The sequence below is a fragment of the Micromonospora chokoriensis genome, from assembly GCF_900091505.1.
GTDB classification, from domain to species: Bacteria; Actinomycetota; Actinomycetes; order Mycobacteriales; family Micromonosporaceae; genus Micromonospora; species Micromonospora chokoriensis.
Genome location: NZ_LT607409.1, coordinates 1,794,528 through 1,811,224 on the forward strand (window position 1 = coordinate 1,794,528; position 16,697 = coordinate 1,811,224).

Consider the following 16,697-nt stretch of genomic DNA (forward strand, 5'->3'; position numbering starts at 1 on the left):
GGGTCGGTTCACCAGCGCGGCGGCCAGGTGTCGTCGTCGCCCAAGGCCACCAGAGCGGTGAGCTTCTCCGGATTGAGCTGGTTGTAGATGGCGGTGATCCGCCCCTGGTGCACGGCGAACGCGGTGACCAGGCGGATGGGCCGGCCGTCGCTGTGCGTCGTCTCCATCTGCAGGCCGAGTACGCCGTCGACCAGCACCGGCCGGGACCGGACGCGTGGGGCGTACCGACCGGTGCGGCCGAACAGACCGAGCGTGAGACGGCCGACGGCGTCCGCGCCGAGCACCGGCCGTCGTGCCGCCGGGAAGTACCCGCCGGAGTCGCCGACGAACACCACGTCCGGGGCGAGCACCCGGAGCAGTTGGTCCAACTCGCCGGACTCGGTCGCGACGACGAACGCTTCGAGCACCCGACGCTGCTCGGCCAGGTCGGCGGTGTGCCGGGGGACGTCCGGCGCGGCGACCGCCCGGCGTGCCCGGGAGGCGAGCTGTCGGGCCGACACCTCGGTGGTGCCGAGCACCTCGGCGACCCCGGCGAACGGGACCGCGAACACGTCGTGCAGCACGAGAGCGACCCGCTGCTCCGGTGCGAGCCGCTCCAGCACCACCAGCAACGCCGCACCGACCTGCTCGGTGCGGATCGCCCGGTCCGCCGGGTCGGGTGCGTACCCGTCCGAGGACGGCCCGCCGCCCAACGGGCTCACCACCGGCTCCGGAAGCCACTGACCGGGGTACGCCTCCCGGCGCACCCGGGCCGAGCGGAGCACGTCGAGACAGATCCGGGCACAGGTGGTGGTCAGCCACGCGGACAGTTCACGGATCTCGGCGCGGGCACCCGGGTCGGCGAGCGCAGCGGCGCAGCGCAGCCAGGTCTCCTGCACCGCGTCCTCCGCCTCGGCGCGGCTGCCCAGCATCCGGTGTGCCACCGCGAGCAGCCGACCCCGTTCGGCCTCGAACTCCGTCGCCAGGTTCCGCACGACCCACCATCCTCCCGGTCGGCACCGTCCTGGCGTACATCCTCGTGGCAACCGCACGTACCGGCTGCCCCGGACGGTCGGGCGGCCGTCCGGGGAAGGTCCCTTGACGGGCGGATGGCCTGCGGGTGGGCGATGATCCGGGGATGAGCTCACCCCAGCAACGGCAGATCGTGGCACCCACTGGCGGCTCGGTGCGGGAGTTGCTACGGGTCACCGCGCCGGTGGACCTCAGCGCCGTCGACCCCCGATCCACGCCCGGCCTGCCGGAGACGGCCGGGCGCGGCGAGCACCGCAAGGCCTGGGCGCGAGAGCAGGTGGAGCTGGTCGGCGGCGAGCTGGCCCAGCAGCAGGAGATGCTCTTCGCGATGGCCAAGACCGGGTCGGAGCGACCGGCGCACCGGGTGCTGCTGGTGCTCCAGGCGATGGACTGCGGTGGCAAGGACGGCACGATCAAGCGGGTGGCCGGTGCGATGAACCCGCTGGGCCTGCACATCCGCTCGTTCGGCCCGCCGACCCGCCAGGAGCTGCGGCACGACTTCCTGTGGCGGATCCGTCGCGAGCTGCCCCCACCGGGGTACGTGGGGATGTTCAACCGGTCGCACTACGAGGACGTGTTGATCGCCCGGGTCGGGTCGCTGGTGCCGGAGGCGACCTGGCGGGCCCGCTACGACGCGATCAACTCGTTCGAACGGGAGCTCGCCGAGGGCGGAATGACCCTGGTGAAGGTCATGTTGCACATCTCGTACGAGGAACAGGGCAAGCGCCTGCTGGAACGCCTCACCGACCCCCGCAAGCACTGGAAGTACAACCCGTCCGACATCGACTCCCGGGGGCACTGGGACGACTACCAGGCCGCGTACGCCGAGGCCCTCAGCCGGTGTGGCACGGACGCCGCGCCCTGGTTCGTGGTGCCGGCGGACCGCAAGTGGTACAGGGACTGGGCGGTGGCCCACCTGCTGCGTGAGACGTTCGACACTCTCGACCTGGGGTATCCGGCTGCCGATTTCGACGTGGACGAGGAGCGGGAACGGCTGCGTGCTGGGAGACCGGGTACGCGTGGGACAGCCGAGATGAACAGTAGGTAAACGAGCGGTGAATGAGGCTTGGCCAGGGGTGGGCCGACGAATTCGCGGCTCGGCCGTTTCCTAGCATTCACCGAGCGGTCGCTCATCGGGCGCCGCCACCCTTCCACCGACGCGACGAGGTCTGTGCTGTGAAGTTTTCCTTCCGCCCCACCGAGGGCGCCTTCTACGAGCTCTTCACCAGGGCCGCGCAGAACCTGGTCCGGGGCACCGAACTGCTCAACGAGCTGGCCCTGCCCGGCGTGGACGTGCAGTCGGTCAGCGAGCGGTTGACCGAGGTCGAGCACGACAGCGACCAGATCACCCACGAGCTGTACAAGAAGATCAACTCGACCTTCATCACCCCGTTCGACCGGGAGGACATCTACCGGCTCGGCTCGCTGCTGGACGACGTGATGGACCACCTGGAAGCGGTCGGTGACCTGCTCTACCTGTACGGGTTGACCGAGCTGCCGGCGCTGCCCCGCGAACTGCACGAGATGGTCAACGTGCTCGACCAGCAGGCCAAGTTGACCGCCGAGGCGATGCCCCGGTTGAAGTCGATGAAGGATCTCGAGGACTACTGGATCGAGTGCAACCGCCTGGAGAACGAGGGCGACCGCATCAACCGGCAGTTGCTCGTCCGGCTCTTCTCCGGTGAGTACGACGCGCTGACCGTGCTGAAGATGAAGGAGGTCGCCGACGAGTTGGAGGCCGCCTGCGACGCCTTCGAGCACGTGGCCAACACCGTCGAGACCATCGCGGTCAAGGAGTCCTGAGCCGGTGTCCCCCGAACTCATCGCCGTGCTGGCGGTGATCGCGGTAGCCCTGGCGTTCGACTACACCAACGGCTTCCACGACGCTGCCAACGCGATCGCGACAAGTGTCTCCACCCGGGCGCTGACGCCCCGGATCGCCCTGCTGCTCGCCGCGGTGGGCAACTTCATCGGCGCGCACTTCGGCGCGGGGGTGGCCAAGACCGTCGGCGACGGCCTGGTCACCCTGCCCACCGGCGTGAGCAGCCTGGGGGTGGTCTTCGCCGGTGTGCTCGGCGCCATCGCCTGGAACCTGATCACCTGGTACTTCGGTCTGCCCTCGTCGTCCTCGCACGCGCTCTTCGGCGGCCTGGTCGGCGCGACGCTGCTGTCCGCCGGAGGCGTCGTGCAGTGGGTCACCATCGGCGAGAAGGTCATCCTGCCGATGGTGCTGTCGCCGATCGTCGGTCTCACCCTCGGCTACCTGCTGATGCTGGCCATCCTCTGGCTGTTCCGAAAGGGGCAGCCGGGCAAGCTCAACCGGGGCTTCCGGTGGGCGCAGACCGCCTCGGCGGCCGCCATGTCCGTCGGTCACGGCATGCAGGACGCCGCCAAGACCATGGGCATCGTGGTGCTGGCGCTGTACACCGGTGGTTTCCAGGAGAGCAAGACGCACATCCCGGGCTGGGTGTTCTGGACGTCGGCGACGATGCTGGCCCTGGGCACGTACGCCGGTGGTTGGCGGATCATCCGCACGCTGGGCCGGAAGATCATCGACCTCGGGCCCCCGGAGGGCTTCGCGGCCGAGACGGTGGCCAGCGCGGTGCTCTACTTCAACGCCCTGGTGCTCAAGGCGCCCATCTCCACCACCCACACGATCACCTCGGCGATCATGGGTGTGGGCGCGACCAAGCGGTTGTCAGCGGTCCGCTGGAACGTCGCCGGCAACATCGTGATCGCCTGGATCATCACGTTCCCGGCCGCCGCGCTGATCGCCTGCGTCACCTACCTGCTGGTCCGGCCGATCTTCGGCTGACCGTTCCGTCGAGAAGGAGGCCCCCGGCGCCGGCCGGGGGCCTCCTCGCTTCACTCGTAGCGCACGCCGATCTGCTCGCGCACCGTGTCGAGCAGTGCCATCACCTCCAGGGTGGTGGTGTGCGGCACCAACGGGCTCTCGGTCAGACCGGCGGCCAGGCAACGCTGCACCTCGATTGCCTCGTACTGGTAGCCGTTGCCCGCCGTGTCCGCGGTGATCGTCTCCGGCGCGGCGCCGTCCCGGTACACGGTGAGGGAGCCCGGCCGGAAGAACGGCTCCGGCAGGTCGATGCGGCCCGCGCTGCCGGTGATCGAGGCGGACAGGTTGGTCGCCCCGACCATGCCGCAGCTCAGCGTCGCCAGCGCGCCGGCGTCGTAGCCGAACAGCATGCCGGTGTTCTCGTCGGTGCCCTCCGGGCCGATCTGCGCCCAGGACCGGATGTGCTGCGGCACCCCGAGCAGCAGGTGGGCCAGACTGATCGGGTAGATGCCCAGGTCCAGCAGGGCGCCTCCGCCCAGTGCGGGGTTGCGCATCCGGTGGTCCGGCGGGAACGGCCCGGCCACCCCGAAGTCGGCGCGGACACCGCTCACGGTGCCGATCGCGCCCTCCCCGATCAGCTCGACCGCGCGGAGGACGAGCGGGTTCGTCCGCATCCACATGGCCTCCATCAGGAAGACCCCGGCGGCGCGGGCGGTGTCCACCAACTCGGTGCTGGTGGCCAGGTCGAGGGTGAACGGCTTCTCCAACAGCACCGCCCGCCCGGCGGTCAGGCAGGTCATCGCCGCCTCGTAGTGCGCGGAGTGCGGGGTCGCCACGTAGATCGCGTCCACCTCCGGGTCGGCGGCCAGCTCCACCCAGGAGCCGTGCGCGCGCTTCGCGCCGTACGTGTCGGCGAAACGCCGCGCGCTCTCCACCGAACGGGAACCAACCGCGACCAGCTCGGCGTCCGGCACCAGCCGGAGGTCTTCGGCGAAACGGCTGGCGATGTGGCCGGTGGCCAGGATGCCCCAACGAGTCATGTCGGAACGCTAACCGAGCTGGGTGAAGGGTTCGCCGCCGGCTCAGCTGTCGGACATCGCGGTGCGGGCCCCGGTCGCCTCGCCGTTGCGCCCCCGCCCACCTCACGCGCGTCCTTTGCTCTGCTTATGCCGACGCACCACCTCACCGCCGGACTTGGTGCACCCGCATCTGCAGAGCAAAGGACGTCTGGACCGGTGCGGCTGCCGGAGCGGCGCATCGGCCGGCCGGGGCAGCCCGACGGGGGGAACTAGGCTCGCGGCATGACGATCGACAGTGACGGCTTCGCCGCCCCGGCCGCCCTGGTCGAGCACGCCCGCCGGTTCCAGGCCGAGGGTGGCACCCCGGCGGTGCCCCGGGTCGCGGCCACCGTGCTGCTGCTGCGTCCGACCGACGCCGACTTCGAGGTGTACGTCATCCGCCGGGTCGCCGCCATGACCTTCGGGGGCATGTACGCCTTCCCCGGCGGCGGGGTGGACCGCTCCGACTCCGAGACACACCTGGACTGGGCCGGGCCCACGCCGGACGAGTGGGCCGGGCGGCTCGGGGTGGCCCCGGGCGCGGCCCAGGCGGTCGTCTGCGCCGCCGCGCGGGAGGTCTTCGAGGAGGCGGGTGTGCTGCTCGCCGGCCCGGACCCGGCGACGGTGGTGGGCGACGTCAGTGGCGACGACTGGGAGGCGGCCCGCCAGGACCTGGAGGGGCGCCGGCTGGGCTTCGCCGCGCTGCTCGCCGACCGTCAGCTCACCCTCCGGTCGGACCTGCTGCTGCCGTGGAGCCGGTGGATCACCCCGGAGTTCGAGCCGCGCCGCTTCGACACGTACTTCTTCGTCGCCCTGCTGCCGGCCGGCCAACGGACCCGCGACGTCTCCGGCGAGGCCGACCACACCCTGTGGATCCGGCCGGCGGACGCCCTCGCCCGGGCCGGAGCCGGTGAGTTGACCATGCTGCCGCCGACCCTGGTCACGCTGGCCCAGGTGGCGGCGGCCGGCGACCTGGCCGGAGTGGCCCGGGCGGCAGCCGACCGGGACGCCGCCACCCCGGTCACCCCCCGCCTGGACCTCCCCCCGAACGGCACCCCCCGCTTCCTGCTGACCTAACTCGACCCCGCCCCCAACCTGGGCGATCATGGAGTTGTGGTGGGGACGAAAGCCCTCTCTCGCCCCCTTGTCGGGCACCACAACTCCATGATCGACGGGACAAGTGTCGCCGCGGTCGGCTCAGCCGAAGCGGCCGGTGATGTAGTCCTCGGTCTTCTTCACGCTCGGGTTGCTGAAGATCTTCTGGGTGTTGTCGTACTCGATCAGACGGCCCGGGTCGCCGGTCTTCTCGATGGAGAAGAAGGCGGTCCGGTCCGAGACCCGCGCGGCCTGCTGCATGTTGTGCGTCACGATGATGATCGTGAACTTGTCCTTGAGCTGGAACATCAGGTCCTCGATCGCCAGCGTGGAGATCGGGTCCAGCGCCGAGCACGGCTCGTCCATCAGGACGACCTGCGGCTCGACCGCGATGGTCCGGGCGATGCACAGTCGCTGCTGCTGACCGCCGGAGAGACCCGCCCCGGGCTTGCCGAGGCGGTCCTTGACCTCGTCCCACAGGTTCGCCGAGCGCAGCGCCTTCTCGGCGGCCTCGTCCAGGATCGACTTCTTGCGGACCCCGTTGAGCTTCAGTCCGGCCACCACGTTCTCGAAGATGCTCATGGTGGGGAACGGGTTCGGCCGCTGGAAGACCATGCCGATCGTGCGCCGGACCGCCGTGACGTCGACGTCGCGGTGGTAGATGTCCTGGTCGTCGATGGTCAGGCTGCCCTCGACGCGGGCCCCCGGCAGCACCTCGTGCATCCGGTTGATGGACCGCAGGAACGTCGACTTGCCGCAACCGGACGGCCCGATGAGGGCGGTGACCGTCTTCGGCTCGACCGTCAGGTTGATGTTCTCGATCGCCTTGAAGCCGCCGTAGTACGCGGTGACGTTCGAGGCGGAGACGCGCTTGGCCATGGTGGTACCTCCGGGGTTCATCGGCTGAGCCTGTTGCGACGGGCCAGCAACTTCGCCGCGATCGTCAGGATGAGTACGAGGGCGACCAGGGTGAGTGCCGCGGTCCACGCCCGTGCCGGTGCGTACTTCGACGCGTCACCGGCCTGCTGGTAGACGAAGAGGGACAACGACGACTGGTTGTTCTCGAAGGGGTTGGTGTTGATCGCGGCCCCGCCGCCGGCGACCAGGAGGACCGGCGCGGTCTCGCCGGCCGCGCGGGCGATGGCCAGCATGACGCCGGTGATGATGCCGGGCAGTGCCGTCGGCACCACCACCCGCAGGATGGTCTTCCACTTGGGTACGCCGAGCGCGTACGCGCCCTCGCGCAGTGGCGCCGGGACGAGGCGGAGCATCTCCTCGGTGGACCGGACGATGGTCGGCAGCATGAGCACGCTCAGCGCGAGCGCGGCGGCGAAGCCGGAGAAGCTCGGTCGGCCGTCGTTGAACCACGGGGACACGACGAGCACCCAGAAGGCCAGCACGAACAGGCCGGAGACGATCGACGGGATACCCGTCATCACGTCCACGAAGAACCGGATCGCGAAGGCGAACTTACCGCGGCCGTACTCGACGATGTAGATCGCGCAGAGGACGCCGAGCGGCACGGTGATCAGGGTGGCGATGCCGACCTGCTCCAGCGTGCCGACGATCGCGTGGTACGCGCCACCGTTGGCGTCGCGGGCCCCGATGTTGTTCATCGAGGTCTGGAAGAAGTTGACGTCCAGCCGGTCGACGCCCTTGCTGACCAGCGTCCAGACCACGGACACGAGCGGCAGCACCGCCACCACGAACGCGGAGTGGATCAGCGCGCTCCAGGTGCGGTTACGGGCCGACCGGCGTCCCTCGACCGCGTTGGCCGCGGCGAAGAGCCCGGCCAGGTAGAGGACCGCGCCGAGGACGACCACGAGGACCGGGCCACCGATGCCGGCGCCGTAGACGATCGCGGCGGAGAGCGCCAGGGCCACCACGGCGATGACCGGAGCGGCGTACGCGGGCAGCCGCTTCGCCCGCAGCGACTCGGGCTGCGCCGGCGGGCGGGTGCGGTGGGAGGTGACGGTTGTGGTCATGCGGCCGACTCCGTGAACTCCCGGCGGCGGTAGATGATCGCCCGCGCCGTGATGTTGACGATCAGCGTGATGGTGAACAGCACCAGGCCGGAGGCGATGAGCGCGCCCCGGCCGGTCTCGTTCGCCTCGCCGAACGCGTTGGCGATGTTGGCGGCGATGGTGTTGCCGCCGTTCTGGATCAGGTTGAACGAGATGCCGAAGGTGATGCCGAGGGTCATTGCCAGGGCGATGGTCTCGCCCAGGGCCCGGCCGAGGCCGAGCATCACCGCGGCGATGATGCCCGGGCGGCCGTAGGGGAGGACCGCGGTACGGAGCATCTCCCACCGGGTGGCGCCCAGGGCGAGGGCGGCCTCCTCGTTGGCGGTCGGCGTCTGGAGGAACACCTCGCGGGAGAGCGAGGTGATGATCGGCAGCACCATGATGGCGAGCACCAGGGCACCCAGCATGATCGACTTACCGAAGGGCCCGTCACCGCCGAAGATCGGGATCCAGCCGAAGTACTCGTTCAGCCAGACCGAGAAGTCGCGGACCGGGTTGATGAAGATGTCCCGCCCCCAGAGGCCGAAGACCACACTCGGCACGGCGGCGAGCAGGTCGATCAGGAAGCCGAGCGCGGTGCCCAGCCGGCGGGGTGCGTAGTGCGAGAGGTAGAGCGCGATGCCCAACGCCACCGGCACCGCCATGAGCAGCGCCAGCGCCGCGCTGAGCACGGTGCCGAAGGCGAGGGTGCCGATTCCGAACTTCGGCTCTGTCTCGTTGGGGGACCAGCCCTCGTAGGTCCAGAAGTTCTCGGTGTTGGCGCGCAGGGCCGGCACCGCCTTGGCGATCAGGAAGATCGCGATGGCGGCGATGATGACCAGAACCGCGGTGCCGGCGGCCATGGTGAGACCGCGGAAGGCCCGCTCGGCGCCGAACTTCCGGCTGCGCGGCAGCGCGCCGCCGCCGCCCAGCCCGGCGCCGCCCGGGGAACGGGTGCTGACTGGTGCCTCGGCCACACGCGCCGAGGCACCGGCGGGCCACTCGTGACTCTGGGTCACGCGCGTCCCGCCGGTGCCGGCGTCGGCCGAGCGGTGAGGGGTTTCACCCATCTGCTCGCTCGATTCGGTTGCGGAGGTGGTGGGTTCGGGTCAGGAGAGGTTCTTGACCGCGGTCTCGACCTTGGTGCGGACCGACTCCGGCAGCGGGGCGTAGCCCAGGTCGGTCAGCGAGTTCTGGCCCTCGGCGCTGGCGGCGTAGCCCAGCAGGCCCTTGACCAGCGCGAGCTTGTCGGCCGCGAGGCCCTTGCTGCAGACGATCTCGTACGTCGCCAGGACGATCGGGTAGGCCCCGGCCTCCTTGGTGTTGTAGTCGATCTTCAGCTTGAGGTCGTCGCCCTGGCCCTCGATCGCGGCACCGGCGATGGTCTTGCCAGCCGCCTCGGCGGTCAGCGCGGCGAACTCGCCGGCACCGTTACCGATCTTGGCCATCTTCAGGCCGGCGTTCTCGGCGAACGACCACTCCATGTAACCGATGGAGCCGTCGGCGCCCTTGACCGAGCTGGCCACGCCGTCGGAGCCCTTGGCGCCGGTGCCGCCCGGGGCCTTCCACGCCTTGGCCTTGCCGAGGGTCCAGTCCGCCTCGGCGGTCTTGGAGAGGTAGTTGGTGAAGTTGTCGGTGGTGCCCGACTCGTCCGAGCGGTGGACGGTCTGGATGGTGGTCGACGGGAGCGTGGCGCCCGGGTTGTCGGCCTTGATGGCCGCGTCGTCCCACTTGGTCACCTTGCCGGCGAAGATCTTCGCCAGGGTGGCCGGCTTGAGCTGGAGGTTGTCCACGCCGCTGACGTTGTAGGCGACGGCCACCGGGCCGATCACCATCGGCAGGTGGATGGCCTTGCCACCGGCGCACTTGGCGTCCGCCTGTGGCTGCTCCTCCGGCTTGAGGGCGGAGTCGGAGCCGGCGAAGTCGGCGGTCCCGGCGATGAACGCCTGGATGCCCGCGCCCGAGCCGGTCGGCTCGTAGTTGATCGTCGTGCCCTGGCACTTCTGCTGGTACGCCTTGATCCATTCGGCCATGGCGTTCTTCTGCGCCGACGAGCCCTGGGCGTTCAGCGTGCCGGTAGCGCAGTCGACCGCGGCGGCCGAGCCCGAAGCGCTCGCGCCGGAGGCGGGCCCGTTGTTGTCCGAGCCGCATGCGCTGAGACCGAGCGTCGCGGCAAGAGCGAGGCCGGCAATAGCGCCGTACCGCTGGAGCTTCACCTGAGGGGTTTCCCTTCGCGTCTGACTTGGCGCCCCGATCCCGGGGCCCGAGGACCGGCAGTGACCGGCTGACACGAAAGTTAGAAGTGCCAGGTAGCCGGTTCGCCGGTCGCAAGTGAACGCGAGGTGAACACGTACGGCCGTCGAGGTGACCGCTCGCTGAGGGTGAGTTGTCCGTAAAGTGAACCCAGGTGCACCTGTCGGAAGTATGGGTATATTTCCGGTTCGCCGTTATGCCGCCGACGCCCGGCCGTTACTCACCGGTGACCGCGCTCGACGGTCAGCCCAGGTGGTAGTTGATGTGCGCGGACCAGCGGGCGAAGCCCATCCGCTCGTAGAGCGCGACGGCTCCGGTGTTCGAGTCGTCCACGTAGAGCATCACCCGGTCCAGGCCACGCCTGTCCCGCAGGTAGGCCAGCCCGGCGGTGGTCAGTGCCCGGCCCAACCCACCACCGTGCGCGGTCGGCTCCACCCCCAGCACGTACACCTCGCCGATCCGGGCCGTGCCCGGTTGCTCGTGCACCTTGGTCCAGTGGAAACCGAGCAGCCGACCGGTCCCGGTCTCCTCGGCGAGCAGGAAGCCGTCCGGGTCGAACCACGGTTCGGCCAGCCGGACCCGCAGGTCGTCCGAGGTCCAGCGCCCCTGCTCGGGGTGCTCGGCGAAGGCGCGCGCGTTGAGAGTCAGCCACGCCGCGTCGTCCGCCCCGGGCCGGAACGCGCGCAGCGCCACCCCGTCGGGCAGCCGCGGCTCGCCGAGCGGAGCGGCCAGGGATCGGCGCAGTTGCCACAGCACCCGTGCCCGGGTGAAGCCGAGGTCGACGCCGAGCGCCGCAGCCGAGGGGTGGTCGCCGTGCGCCCACGCCCGCAACGGTCCGGTAGCCGACGCGAGTACGCCCCGGGCCAACGCGCGACCGGTGCCCCGCCGCCGGTACGCCGGGTGCACCACCAGTTCGACGCCGATTCCGCCGACCGGATCGGTGGTGTCCAGGTGCGCGTACCCGGTCAGGGTGCCGTCGTCGGCACGGGCGATCAGGTGCAGGGCCGGGGCGTCCGGGTCGCGCAGTCGGAGCAGGACGTGCTCGTCGAGTGGGTTCGCGCCGTCGGTGTCAGCCGCGGTGCTGGCCAGGGCCAGCACGTCGGCGACCTCCCCGGGTGCCAGTCGGTCGGTCCGGGTCACCTGGTCGCTGGTCGGCTCCGCGCTGCTCATCCCGTCACCGTATCCGTTGCGTGTCGTGCCGCCCGGACCGTCGCCGCGCAAAGACCGCGGTTCAGGTCGGTTCGGTCGGTAGTGCCTCCAACTCGAAGCGCGCGGTCAGGTCGGGCAGGATCCGGCGCAGGGCGTCCACCGTGCCCTGCCGGTCGCCACCGGCGTCGTGCAGCAGCACCACCGAGCCCGGCGCGGCCTGGGTCACCACCGTCGCCGTGATCTTGCTGGCGCCGGGCAGGTCCCAGTCCGACGGGTCGACCGACCAGTGCAGCGGGGTCATGCCGAGCTGCCGCGCCACCGACACCACCGGGTACGTCCAGGCCCCGCCGGGCTGGCGGTACCAGACGATGGGCGCGTTCGGCACCGCTGCCCGGATCGCGTCGTTGGTACGCAGCAGGTCGGCGCGGATCGCGTCGGCCGATCGGGTGCCCAGGCTGACGTCGTGGTGCCACGAGTGGTTGCACAGGGTGTGGCCGTCGTCGACGATCGCCTGGATCAGGTCGGGATGGTTCTGGGCGTTCTCCCCGACCACGCAGAACGTGGCTCGCACGTCGAACTCGCGCAGCGTGGCGAGGACCTGCGGGGTGTACCGGGGGTCCGGACCGTCGTCGAAGGTCAGCGCGAGCCGGGGGGACCCGGTGGTCTCGTGCGCGCCGAACAACTTGTCGCCGCCGGCGTCACGGCCGGAACCGTCCTGGCCGGTCTCGGCGGGGCCGTCGCTGCCGCCGGGGCGCGGTGCGCTGTCCGGGTCGCCGTCGCTGGGCTGGTCGGCGTAGTGCGGCCCGTCGGCGTCGGTGATGGCGTTGGTGGGGTGCCGGGGGGCTGGATCAAGGAGGAGACTGCGGCCCAGCGCGTACGCGGAACCGAGCAGCGCCACCAGCACCAGCGTCACGATCCCCGTCGCCTTCGCTGTCGAACCGCCCCGCGTCACGGCTTCCGCCCGGCTGGCCGGCCAGGCCGCCCCGTCGCCCCCGTGCTGACTGCGCGCACCGTCACCCCTTTCTCCGGCAAACCCGGCAGTCAGAATAGAACCGCCAAGCTGCACAAAAAGGGCATATCGGAAATCGGTGGCGCGACTTCGGGGTCAGACGGGCCGGGCACGCGGATCGGACGGGTAGCGGCGCGGGCGCAGACGCGCCTCCGGCGGGCAGGGGCGGGTGCGTCAGGCGGGCGGGGGCGTGCGTCAGACGGGCAGGGGCGCGTGCTCCGCCTCGGCCAGGGAACGCGACGGCGGCACGACGAACTTGTAGCCGACCTGGCGGACCGTGCCGATCATCGACTCGTACTCCGAGCCGAGCTTGGCGCGCAGCCGCCGGACGTGCACGTCGACGGTGCGGGTGCCGCCGAAGTAGTCGTAGCCCCAGACCTCCCGCAGGAGCTGGTCCCGGGTGAACACCCGGCCCGGGTGCTGGGCCAGGAACTTCAGCAGCTCGAACTCCTTGTAGGTGAGGTCGAGCGGGCGGCCCTTGAGCTTGGCCGCGTACGTGTCGGGGTCGATCGTCAGCTCGCCGGCCCGGATCGAGCCACCGGCGCCCGCCGTCGCGTTGCTCAGGCGGCCGACCGCCAACCGCAACCGTGCCTCCACCTCGGCGGGACCGGCCGAGGCGAGGATGACGTCGTCGACGCCCCAGTCGGCGTTCAGCGCGATCAGGCCGGCCTCGGTCACCACCGCGACCAGCGGCACGCCGAGCCCGGTGGCGTGCAGCATCCGGCAGGTCGCTCGGGCCTCGCTCAACTCCGACCGGGCGTCCACCAGCACCGCGTCCGGGCTGGGGCCCGCGACCAGGGTGCGGACGTCGCGTGGCGCGGTGCGGACCGAGTGCGGCAGCAGGTCGAGTGCCGGCAGCACAGCCGACGGTTCGCCTGCGCGCGCGGTCACCAGCAACAGGATCTCCACGATCACCTCCGTCCCGGCGGCGCTCGGCCGCACGCGACCAGTCGCACCCACGGGGGAGTGCGCTGAGAAATTGCGTGGCCCCGGCGTCGCTGACGGGCGGGTAACGAGGTTGAGCGTAGCGGATCGCCCCGGTCGCGCCCTCAGGCCATTTCCCGTTTGTCTACCTTGCCCCTGATCGTGGCGCAGTTTTTAACGTTGCTGAAACCCGGGACCACCGTCTCCGGCGGTCGGTCTGGCACGATCGGGTCGTGTTTCCCTCCACCTCGCCCGAGGCCGGCCGTGAATCGTGGCCCGCTGAGCCCCACGCGGGCCCGGCCGCCGCGGCGACCCGCGCGCCGCGTACCGGCCCGGCCACCACCGATGGCGATCGCCGCGAACGGGGTGGGCCTCGCCGGGCCCGTCGCACCGGTGAGCCGGCGCGCAAATCCGAGGACGAGGTCGACGAGCCGGAGGAGGAGGTCGTACCCCCGGTCGAGGTGCACCGCCAGCTCGCGTTGACCATCGCCGGCTTCGCCGCGCTGCTCGGCGTCGGCCTGGTGCTCGGCGCGCAGACGTCCGGCCCCGGCCACCGGCTGCCGTTCGCCTTCATCGTCTTCGGCGTCCAGTTGCTCTTCGTGCTCGCCTGGACGATGGCCATGCGTCCGCCCGCGCTGCTGGTCGTCGCCGGGATCAGCGCCGGGGTGGCGGCGCTCGCCGACGTCGCCGCGGTGCGCAGCGACATCGCCGGGCTGGCCCCACTGGGCTACCTGGCCGTCGGCGGGTTCGTCGCCGCGGTGCTCGGCCAGTTGGTCCGTCGGGTCGACCGGGTCCGGGTCACCGACTCCCTCGGCGCGACGCTGCTGATCGTGGTCGGGGTGGTGGCCTTCGGCACCCTGATCGTGCTCAGCCGGATCCCGGCCGGCACCCAGGCGATCACCGTCTGCCTGACGGCGAGTGGCGTCGCCCTGACCGTCGCCCGGCTCACCGACGCCGTACTCCCGTGGCCCCGGCTGGCCCCGCAGGTGCCCCGCGGCGCCGCCGGCGTGGTGGCCGGCGCGATGGTCGGCACGCTGACCAGCGCGCTTCTGGGCAGCTACCTGGTGGCCCCCTTCACGCCGACCCGGGCCGCCGTGATCGGCCTGGTCGCGGCGGTCACCGCCGTGCTCGCCGACCTCGCGGTGGGGTACGCGGAAGCGGGCCGGCTGATGGCCGGGGAGCCGCCCACGATGTGGGTGGCCCGGCACATGCAGGGTCCGCTCGGTGGCTTCGCCCTGGCGGCGCCGGCCGCGTACGCCATGTGCATGCTCTTCCTCTGAGTCACGGTTGAGCCCGGGGCCGGTCGGGTACCTACGGGTGCGCCGCGCTGCGGCACCGGTGTGGACGATCCGTCGCGGCGCGACGGACGAGGACGGGAGGCGGCGTGGCGGAGGACTATCCGGCGGACGGGGCACGTCCCCGACGGCGCGGGCGCAAACTGCTCGTCGGCCTGATCGTCCTGCTCCTGGTGGTGGGCGGGTTGCTGGTGGTCGCCGACCGGGTGGCGGTCGGGGTGGCCGAGCGGACCATCGCCGACCGGGTCGGCCAGGAGATCGCCAAGCAGGGTGCCCAGGCCGCCAGGCCCGACGTGGAGGTGGCCGGCACGCCGTTCCTCACCCAGGTGCTCGACGGCCGCTACCAGCGGATCACCATCAACCTGCGGGACGTGCGGGCCTCGGTCGAAGGTGACGCCGTGCAGCTGCCGGTGCTGGACGTGACCGCCCGCAACGTACGGGCCGCACTGGACACGCTGCGCACCGGTCAGGGGGACATCGTCGCGGACACGGTCAACGGCGCCGGCACGATCAGCTACGACAGCCTCGCCGCCCTGTTGAAGCGCCCGGGGCTCAAGCTCGGCGAGCAGAACGGCAAGCTCGCCGTCACCGCGCCCGTCGACATCCTCGGTCAGAAGCTGACCGTCGCCGGCACCGCCGACGTCACCGTCGCCGACAACGGTGCTGTCGCCCTGCGTTTCAACGACCTGGACGCGGCCGGTCTGCCGAACCTGCCGCTGGCCCGCGCTCTGCTGAACAACTACGCCAAGGGCATCTCGGTCGACGTACCCCTGCCCGACCTGCCGTTCCAGCTCACCGTGCGCGAGGTCCGGCCGCTGCCGGAGGGCCTGGCGGTCACCGTCGACGCGAAGAACGTGCCGATCAATTCCGTTGGCTGACTCCCCGGTCAGTGCTGTCGTCCACCATTCGGTCGATCCCGGATGGTGGTCGGCTGAGTGGCAGCACGGTCACTGGCTGGTAGGCTCCCTGGCCATGGGGACCCACCTCACCAAACGGCGCGCGGTCGACCTGTGCCGCGTGGCCACCTGCCTGTGTCGCCCCGTCATCTGACGGCGGGGCTGTCTCCGGCCGCCTGACGGCGGCCACCGGCACAGGGTTTTCGCACCCTCCGGTCATCCCACCGAACGCCCGGCAGCGGCGCCGTCGCACGAACCCGTGATCCGTCCTTCCGCTGGGTCCCGCGCGTGGTGCGACAGTTGAAACCATCGATACTCGCGCGTTGGCTCACCATCCATCCTCACCAGGGAGTGATTCGATGAGTCGCGACACCGCACTCGTTTCGGCCGAGTGGGCCGAGAAGAACCTCGACGCCCCGGGCGTCGTCTTCGTCGAGGTCGACGAGGACACCTCGGCCTACGAGACCGGCCACATCGCCGGTGCCATCAAGATTGACTGGAAGACCGACCTCCAGGACCAGGTCCGCCGGGACTTCGTCAACAAGTCCCAGTTCGAGGCGCTGCTCTCCGAGCGGGGCATCAGCAACGACGACACCGTCATCCTCTACGGCGGCAACAACAACTGGTTCGCCGCGTACGCCTACTGGTACTTCAAGCTCTACGGCCACGGCGACGTGAAGCTGCTCGACGGCGGTCGCAAGAAGTGGGAGCTGGACGCCCGTCCGTTGGTCACCGACTCGGTGACCCGTCCGGCGACGCAGTACGTCGCGCAGGAGCCGGACACCTCCATCCGGGCCTTCCGCGACGAGGTCGTCGCCGCGATCGGCACCAAGAACCTGGTCGACGTGCGTAGCCCCGACGAGTTCGCCGGTCGGCTGCTCGCCCCCGCCCACCTGCCGCAGGAGCAGGCGCAGCGGGCCGGCCACATCCCCACCGCGATCAGCGTCCCGTGGTCCAAGGCAGCCAACGAGGACGGCACCTTCCGGTCCGACGACGAGCTGCGCAAGATCTACGGCGACGCGGGGCTCGACGACGGCAAGGAGACCATCGCCTACTGCCGCATCGGCGAGCGCTCCTCGCACACCTGGTTCGTGCTGCAGGAGCTGCTCGGCCACCGCAACGTGAAGAACTACGACGGTTCCTGGACCGAGTACGGTTCGCTGGTCGGCGTGCCGGTTGCCCTCGGTGACGAACCCGGGGAGGCCTGATC

Annotated in this window: 17 protein-coding genes; 8 read left to right on the forward strand and 9 right to left on the reverse strand. The window is 70.9% G+C overall.

What is annotated here, in order from left to right; all coding sequences use genetic code 11:
• Positions 1 to 8: 8 nt before the first annotated feature.
• Complete coding sequence (gene sigJ / locus GA0070612_RS08420; protein ID WP_088987400.1) at positions 9 to 974, reverse strand: RNA polymerase sigma factor SigJ; 966 nt, start codon at positions 972 to 974, stop codon at positions 9 to 11.
• Positions 975 to 1,117: 143 nt separating this feature from the next.
• Here sigJ and GA0070612_RS08425 point away from each other — a divergent pair, with 143 nt between their 5' ends.
• From GA0070612_RS08425 to GA0070612_RS08435, 3 genes are all read left to right on the forward strand, one after another.
• On the forward strand, positions 1,118 to 2,059 hold the full coding sequence (locus GA0070612_RS08425) for a PPK2 family polyphosphate kinase (protein ID WP_088987401.1): 942 nt from the start codon (positions 1,118 to 1,120) through the stop codon (positions 2,057 to 2,059).
• Positions 2,060 to 2,187: 128 nt separating this feature from the next.
• Positions 2,188 to 2,814, forward strand: coding sequence for a DUF47 domain-containing protein (locus tag GA0070612_RS08430; RefSeq protein WP_074314917.1), 627 nt, complete (start codon positions 2,188 to 2,190; stop codon positions 2,812 to 2,814).
• 4 nt (positions 2,815 to 2,818) lie between these two features.
• Positions 2,819 to 3,826: an inorganic phosphate transporter gene (locus GA0070612_RS08435; protein ID WP_088987402.1), complete on the forward strand. Its 1,008-nt coding sequence runs from the start codon at positions 2,819 to 2,821 to the stop codon at positions 3,824 to 3,826.
• A gap of 50 nt (positions 3,827 to 3,876) precedes the next feature.
• On the opposite strand, the gene GA0070612_RS08440 is transcribed toward GA0070612_RS08435, so the two are convergent.
• On the reverse strand, positions 3,877 to 4,845 hold the full coding sequence (locus tag GA0070612_RS08440; protein ID WP_088987403.1) for a Gfo/Idh/MocA family protein: 969 nt from the start codon (positions 4,843 to 4,845) through the stop codon (positions 3,877 to 3,879).
• Between the two features lie 261 nt (positions 4,846 to 5,106).
• Here GA0070612_RS08440 and GA0070612_RS08445 point away from each other — a divergent pair, with 261 nt between their 5' ends.
• Positions 5,107 to 5,940 (forward strand): NUDIX hydrolase, encoded by an 834-nt coding sequence (locus GA0070612_RS08445; protein WP_088987404.1) that lies wholly within the window; start codon positions 5,107 to 5,109, stop codon positions 5,938 to 5,940.
• A 120-nt stretch (positions 5,941 to 6,060) separates the two neighbouring features.
• On the opposite strand, the gene pstB is transcribed toward GA0070612_RS08445, so the two are convergent.
• From pstB to GA0070612_RS08480, 7 genes are all read right to left on the reverse strand, one after another.
• Positions 6,061 to 6,837: a phosphate ABC transporter ATP-binding protein PstB gene (pstB, locus tag GA0070612_RS08450; RefSeq protein ID WP_088987405.1), complete on the reverse strand. Its 777-nt coding sequence runs from the start codon at positions 6,835 to 6,837 to the stop codon at positions 6,061 to 6,063.
• Positions 6,838 to 6,854: 17 nt separating this feature from the next.
• Positions 6,855 to 7,943 (reverse strand): phosphate ABC transporter permease PstA, encoded by a 1,089-nt coding sequence (gene pstA, locus GA0070612_RS08455; RefSeq protein WP_088987406.1) that lies wholly within the window; start codon positions 7,941 to 7,943, stop codon positions 6,855 to 6,857.
• Complete coding sequence (gene pstC / locus GA0070612_RS08460; RefSeq protein WP_088987407.1) at positions 7,940 to 9,031, reverse strand: phosphate ABC transporter permease subunit PstC; 1,092 nt, start codon at positions 9,029 to 9,031, stop codon at positions 7,940 to 7,942. Before pstC ends, pstA begins: the two co-directional genes overlap by 4 nt.
• Before the next feature lie 39 nt (positions 9,032 to 9,070).
• Positions 9,071 to 10,177 carry a phosphate ABC transporter substrate-binding protein PstS gene (pstS, locus tag GA0070612_RS08465; RefSeq protein WP_088987408.1) on the reverse strand — a complete coding sequence of 369 codons (1,107 nt, stop codon included), beginning with the start codon at positions 10,175 to 10,177 and terminating at the stop codon, positions 9,071 to 9,073.
• Between the two features lie 280 nt (positions 10,178 to 10,457).
• Positions 10,458 to 11,384 carry a mycothiol synthase gene (gene mshD, locus GA0070612_RS08470; RefSeq protein ID WP_088987409.1) on the reverse strand — a complete coding sequence of 309 codons (927 nt, stop codon included), beginning with the start codon at positions 11,382 to 11,384 and terminating at the stop codon, positions 10,458 to 10,460.
• A gap of 61 nt (positions 11,385 to 11,445) precedes the next feature.
• A complete protein-coding gene (locus tag GA0070612_RS08475) occupies positions 11,446 to 12,315 on the reverse strand; it encodes a polysaccharide deacetylase family protein (RefSeq protein WP_088987410.1) in 870 nt (289 codons plus the stop codon).
• A gap of 252 nt (positions 12,316 to 12,567) precedes the next feature.
• Positions 12,568 to 13,287: a winged helix-turn-helix transcriptional regulator gene (locus GA0070612_RS08480; RefSeq protein ID WP_197699417.1), complete on the reverse strand. Its 720-nt coding sequence runs from the start codon at positions 13,285 to 13,287 to the stop codon at positions 12,568 to 12,570.
• Between the two features lie 242 nt (positions 13,288 to 13,529).
• Here GA0070612_RS08480 and GA0070612_RS08485 point away from each other — a divergent pair, with 242 nt between their 5' ends.
• From GA0070612_RS08485 to GA0070612_RS08495, 4 genes are all read left to right on the forward strand, one after another.
• Entirely contained in the window at positions 13,530 to 14,576 is a 1,047-nt protein-coding gene (locus tag GA0070612_RS08485; protein WP_088987411.1) for a hypothetical protein, read from the forward strand.
• A 104-nt stretch (positions 14,577 to 14,680) separates the two neighbouring features.
• Positions 14,681 to 15,469 carry an LmeA family phospholipid-binding protein gene (locus tag GA0070612_RS08490; RefSeq protein ID WP_088987412.1) on the forward strand — a complete coding sequence of 263 codons (789 nt, stop codon included), beginning with the start codon at positions 14,681 to 14,683 and terminating at the stop codon, positions 15,467 to 15,469.
• 94 nt (positions 15,470 to 15,563) lie between these two features.
• A complete protein-coding gene (locus GA0070612_RS32910; RefSeq protein WP_310503780.1) occupies positions 15,564 to 15,641 on the forward strand; it encodes an Ms5788A family Cys-rich leader peptide in 78 nt (25 codons plus the stop codon).
• 205 nt (positions 15,642 to 15,846) lie between these two features.
• Positions 15,847 to 16,695 (forward strand): sulfurtransferase, encoded by an 849-nt coding sequence (locus tag GA0070612_RS08495; RefSeq protein ID WP_088987413.1) that lies wholly within the window; start codon positions 15,847 to 15,849, stop codon positions 16,693 to 16,695.
• The last annotated feature ends 2 nt before the right edge of the window (positions 16,696 to 16,697 follow it).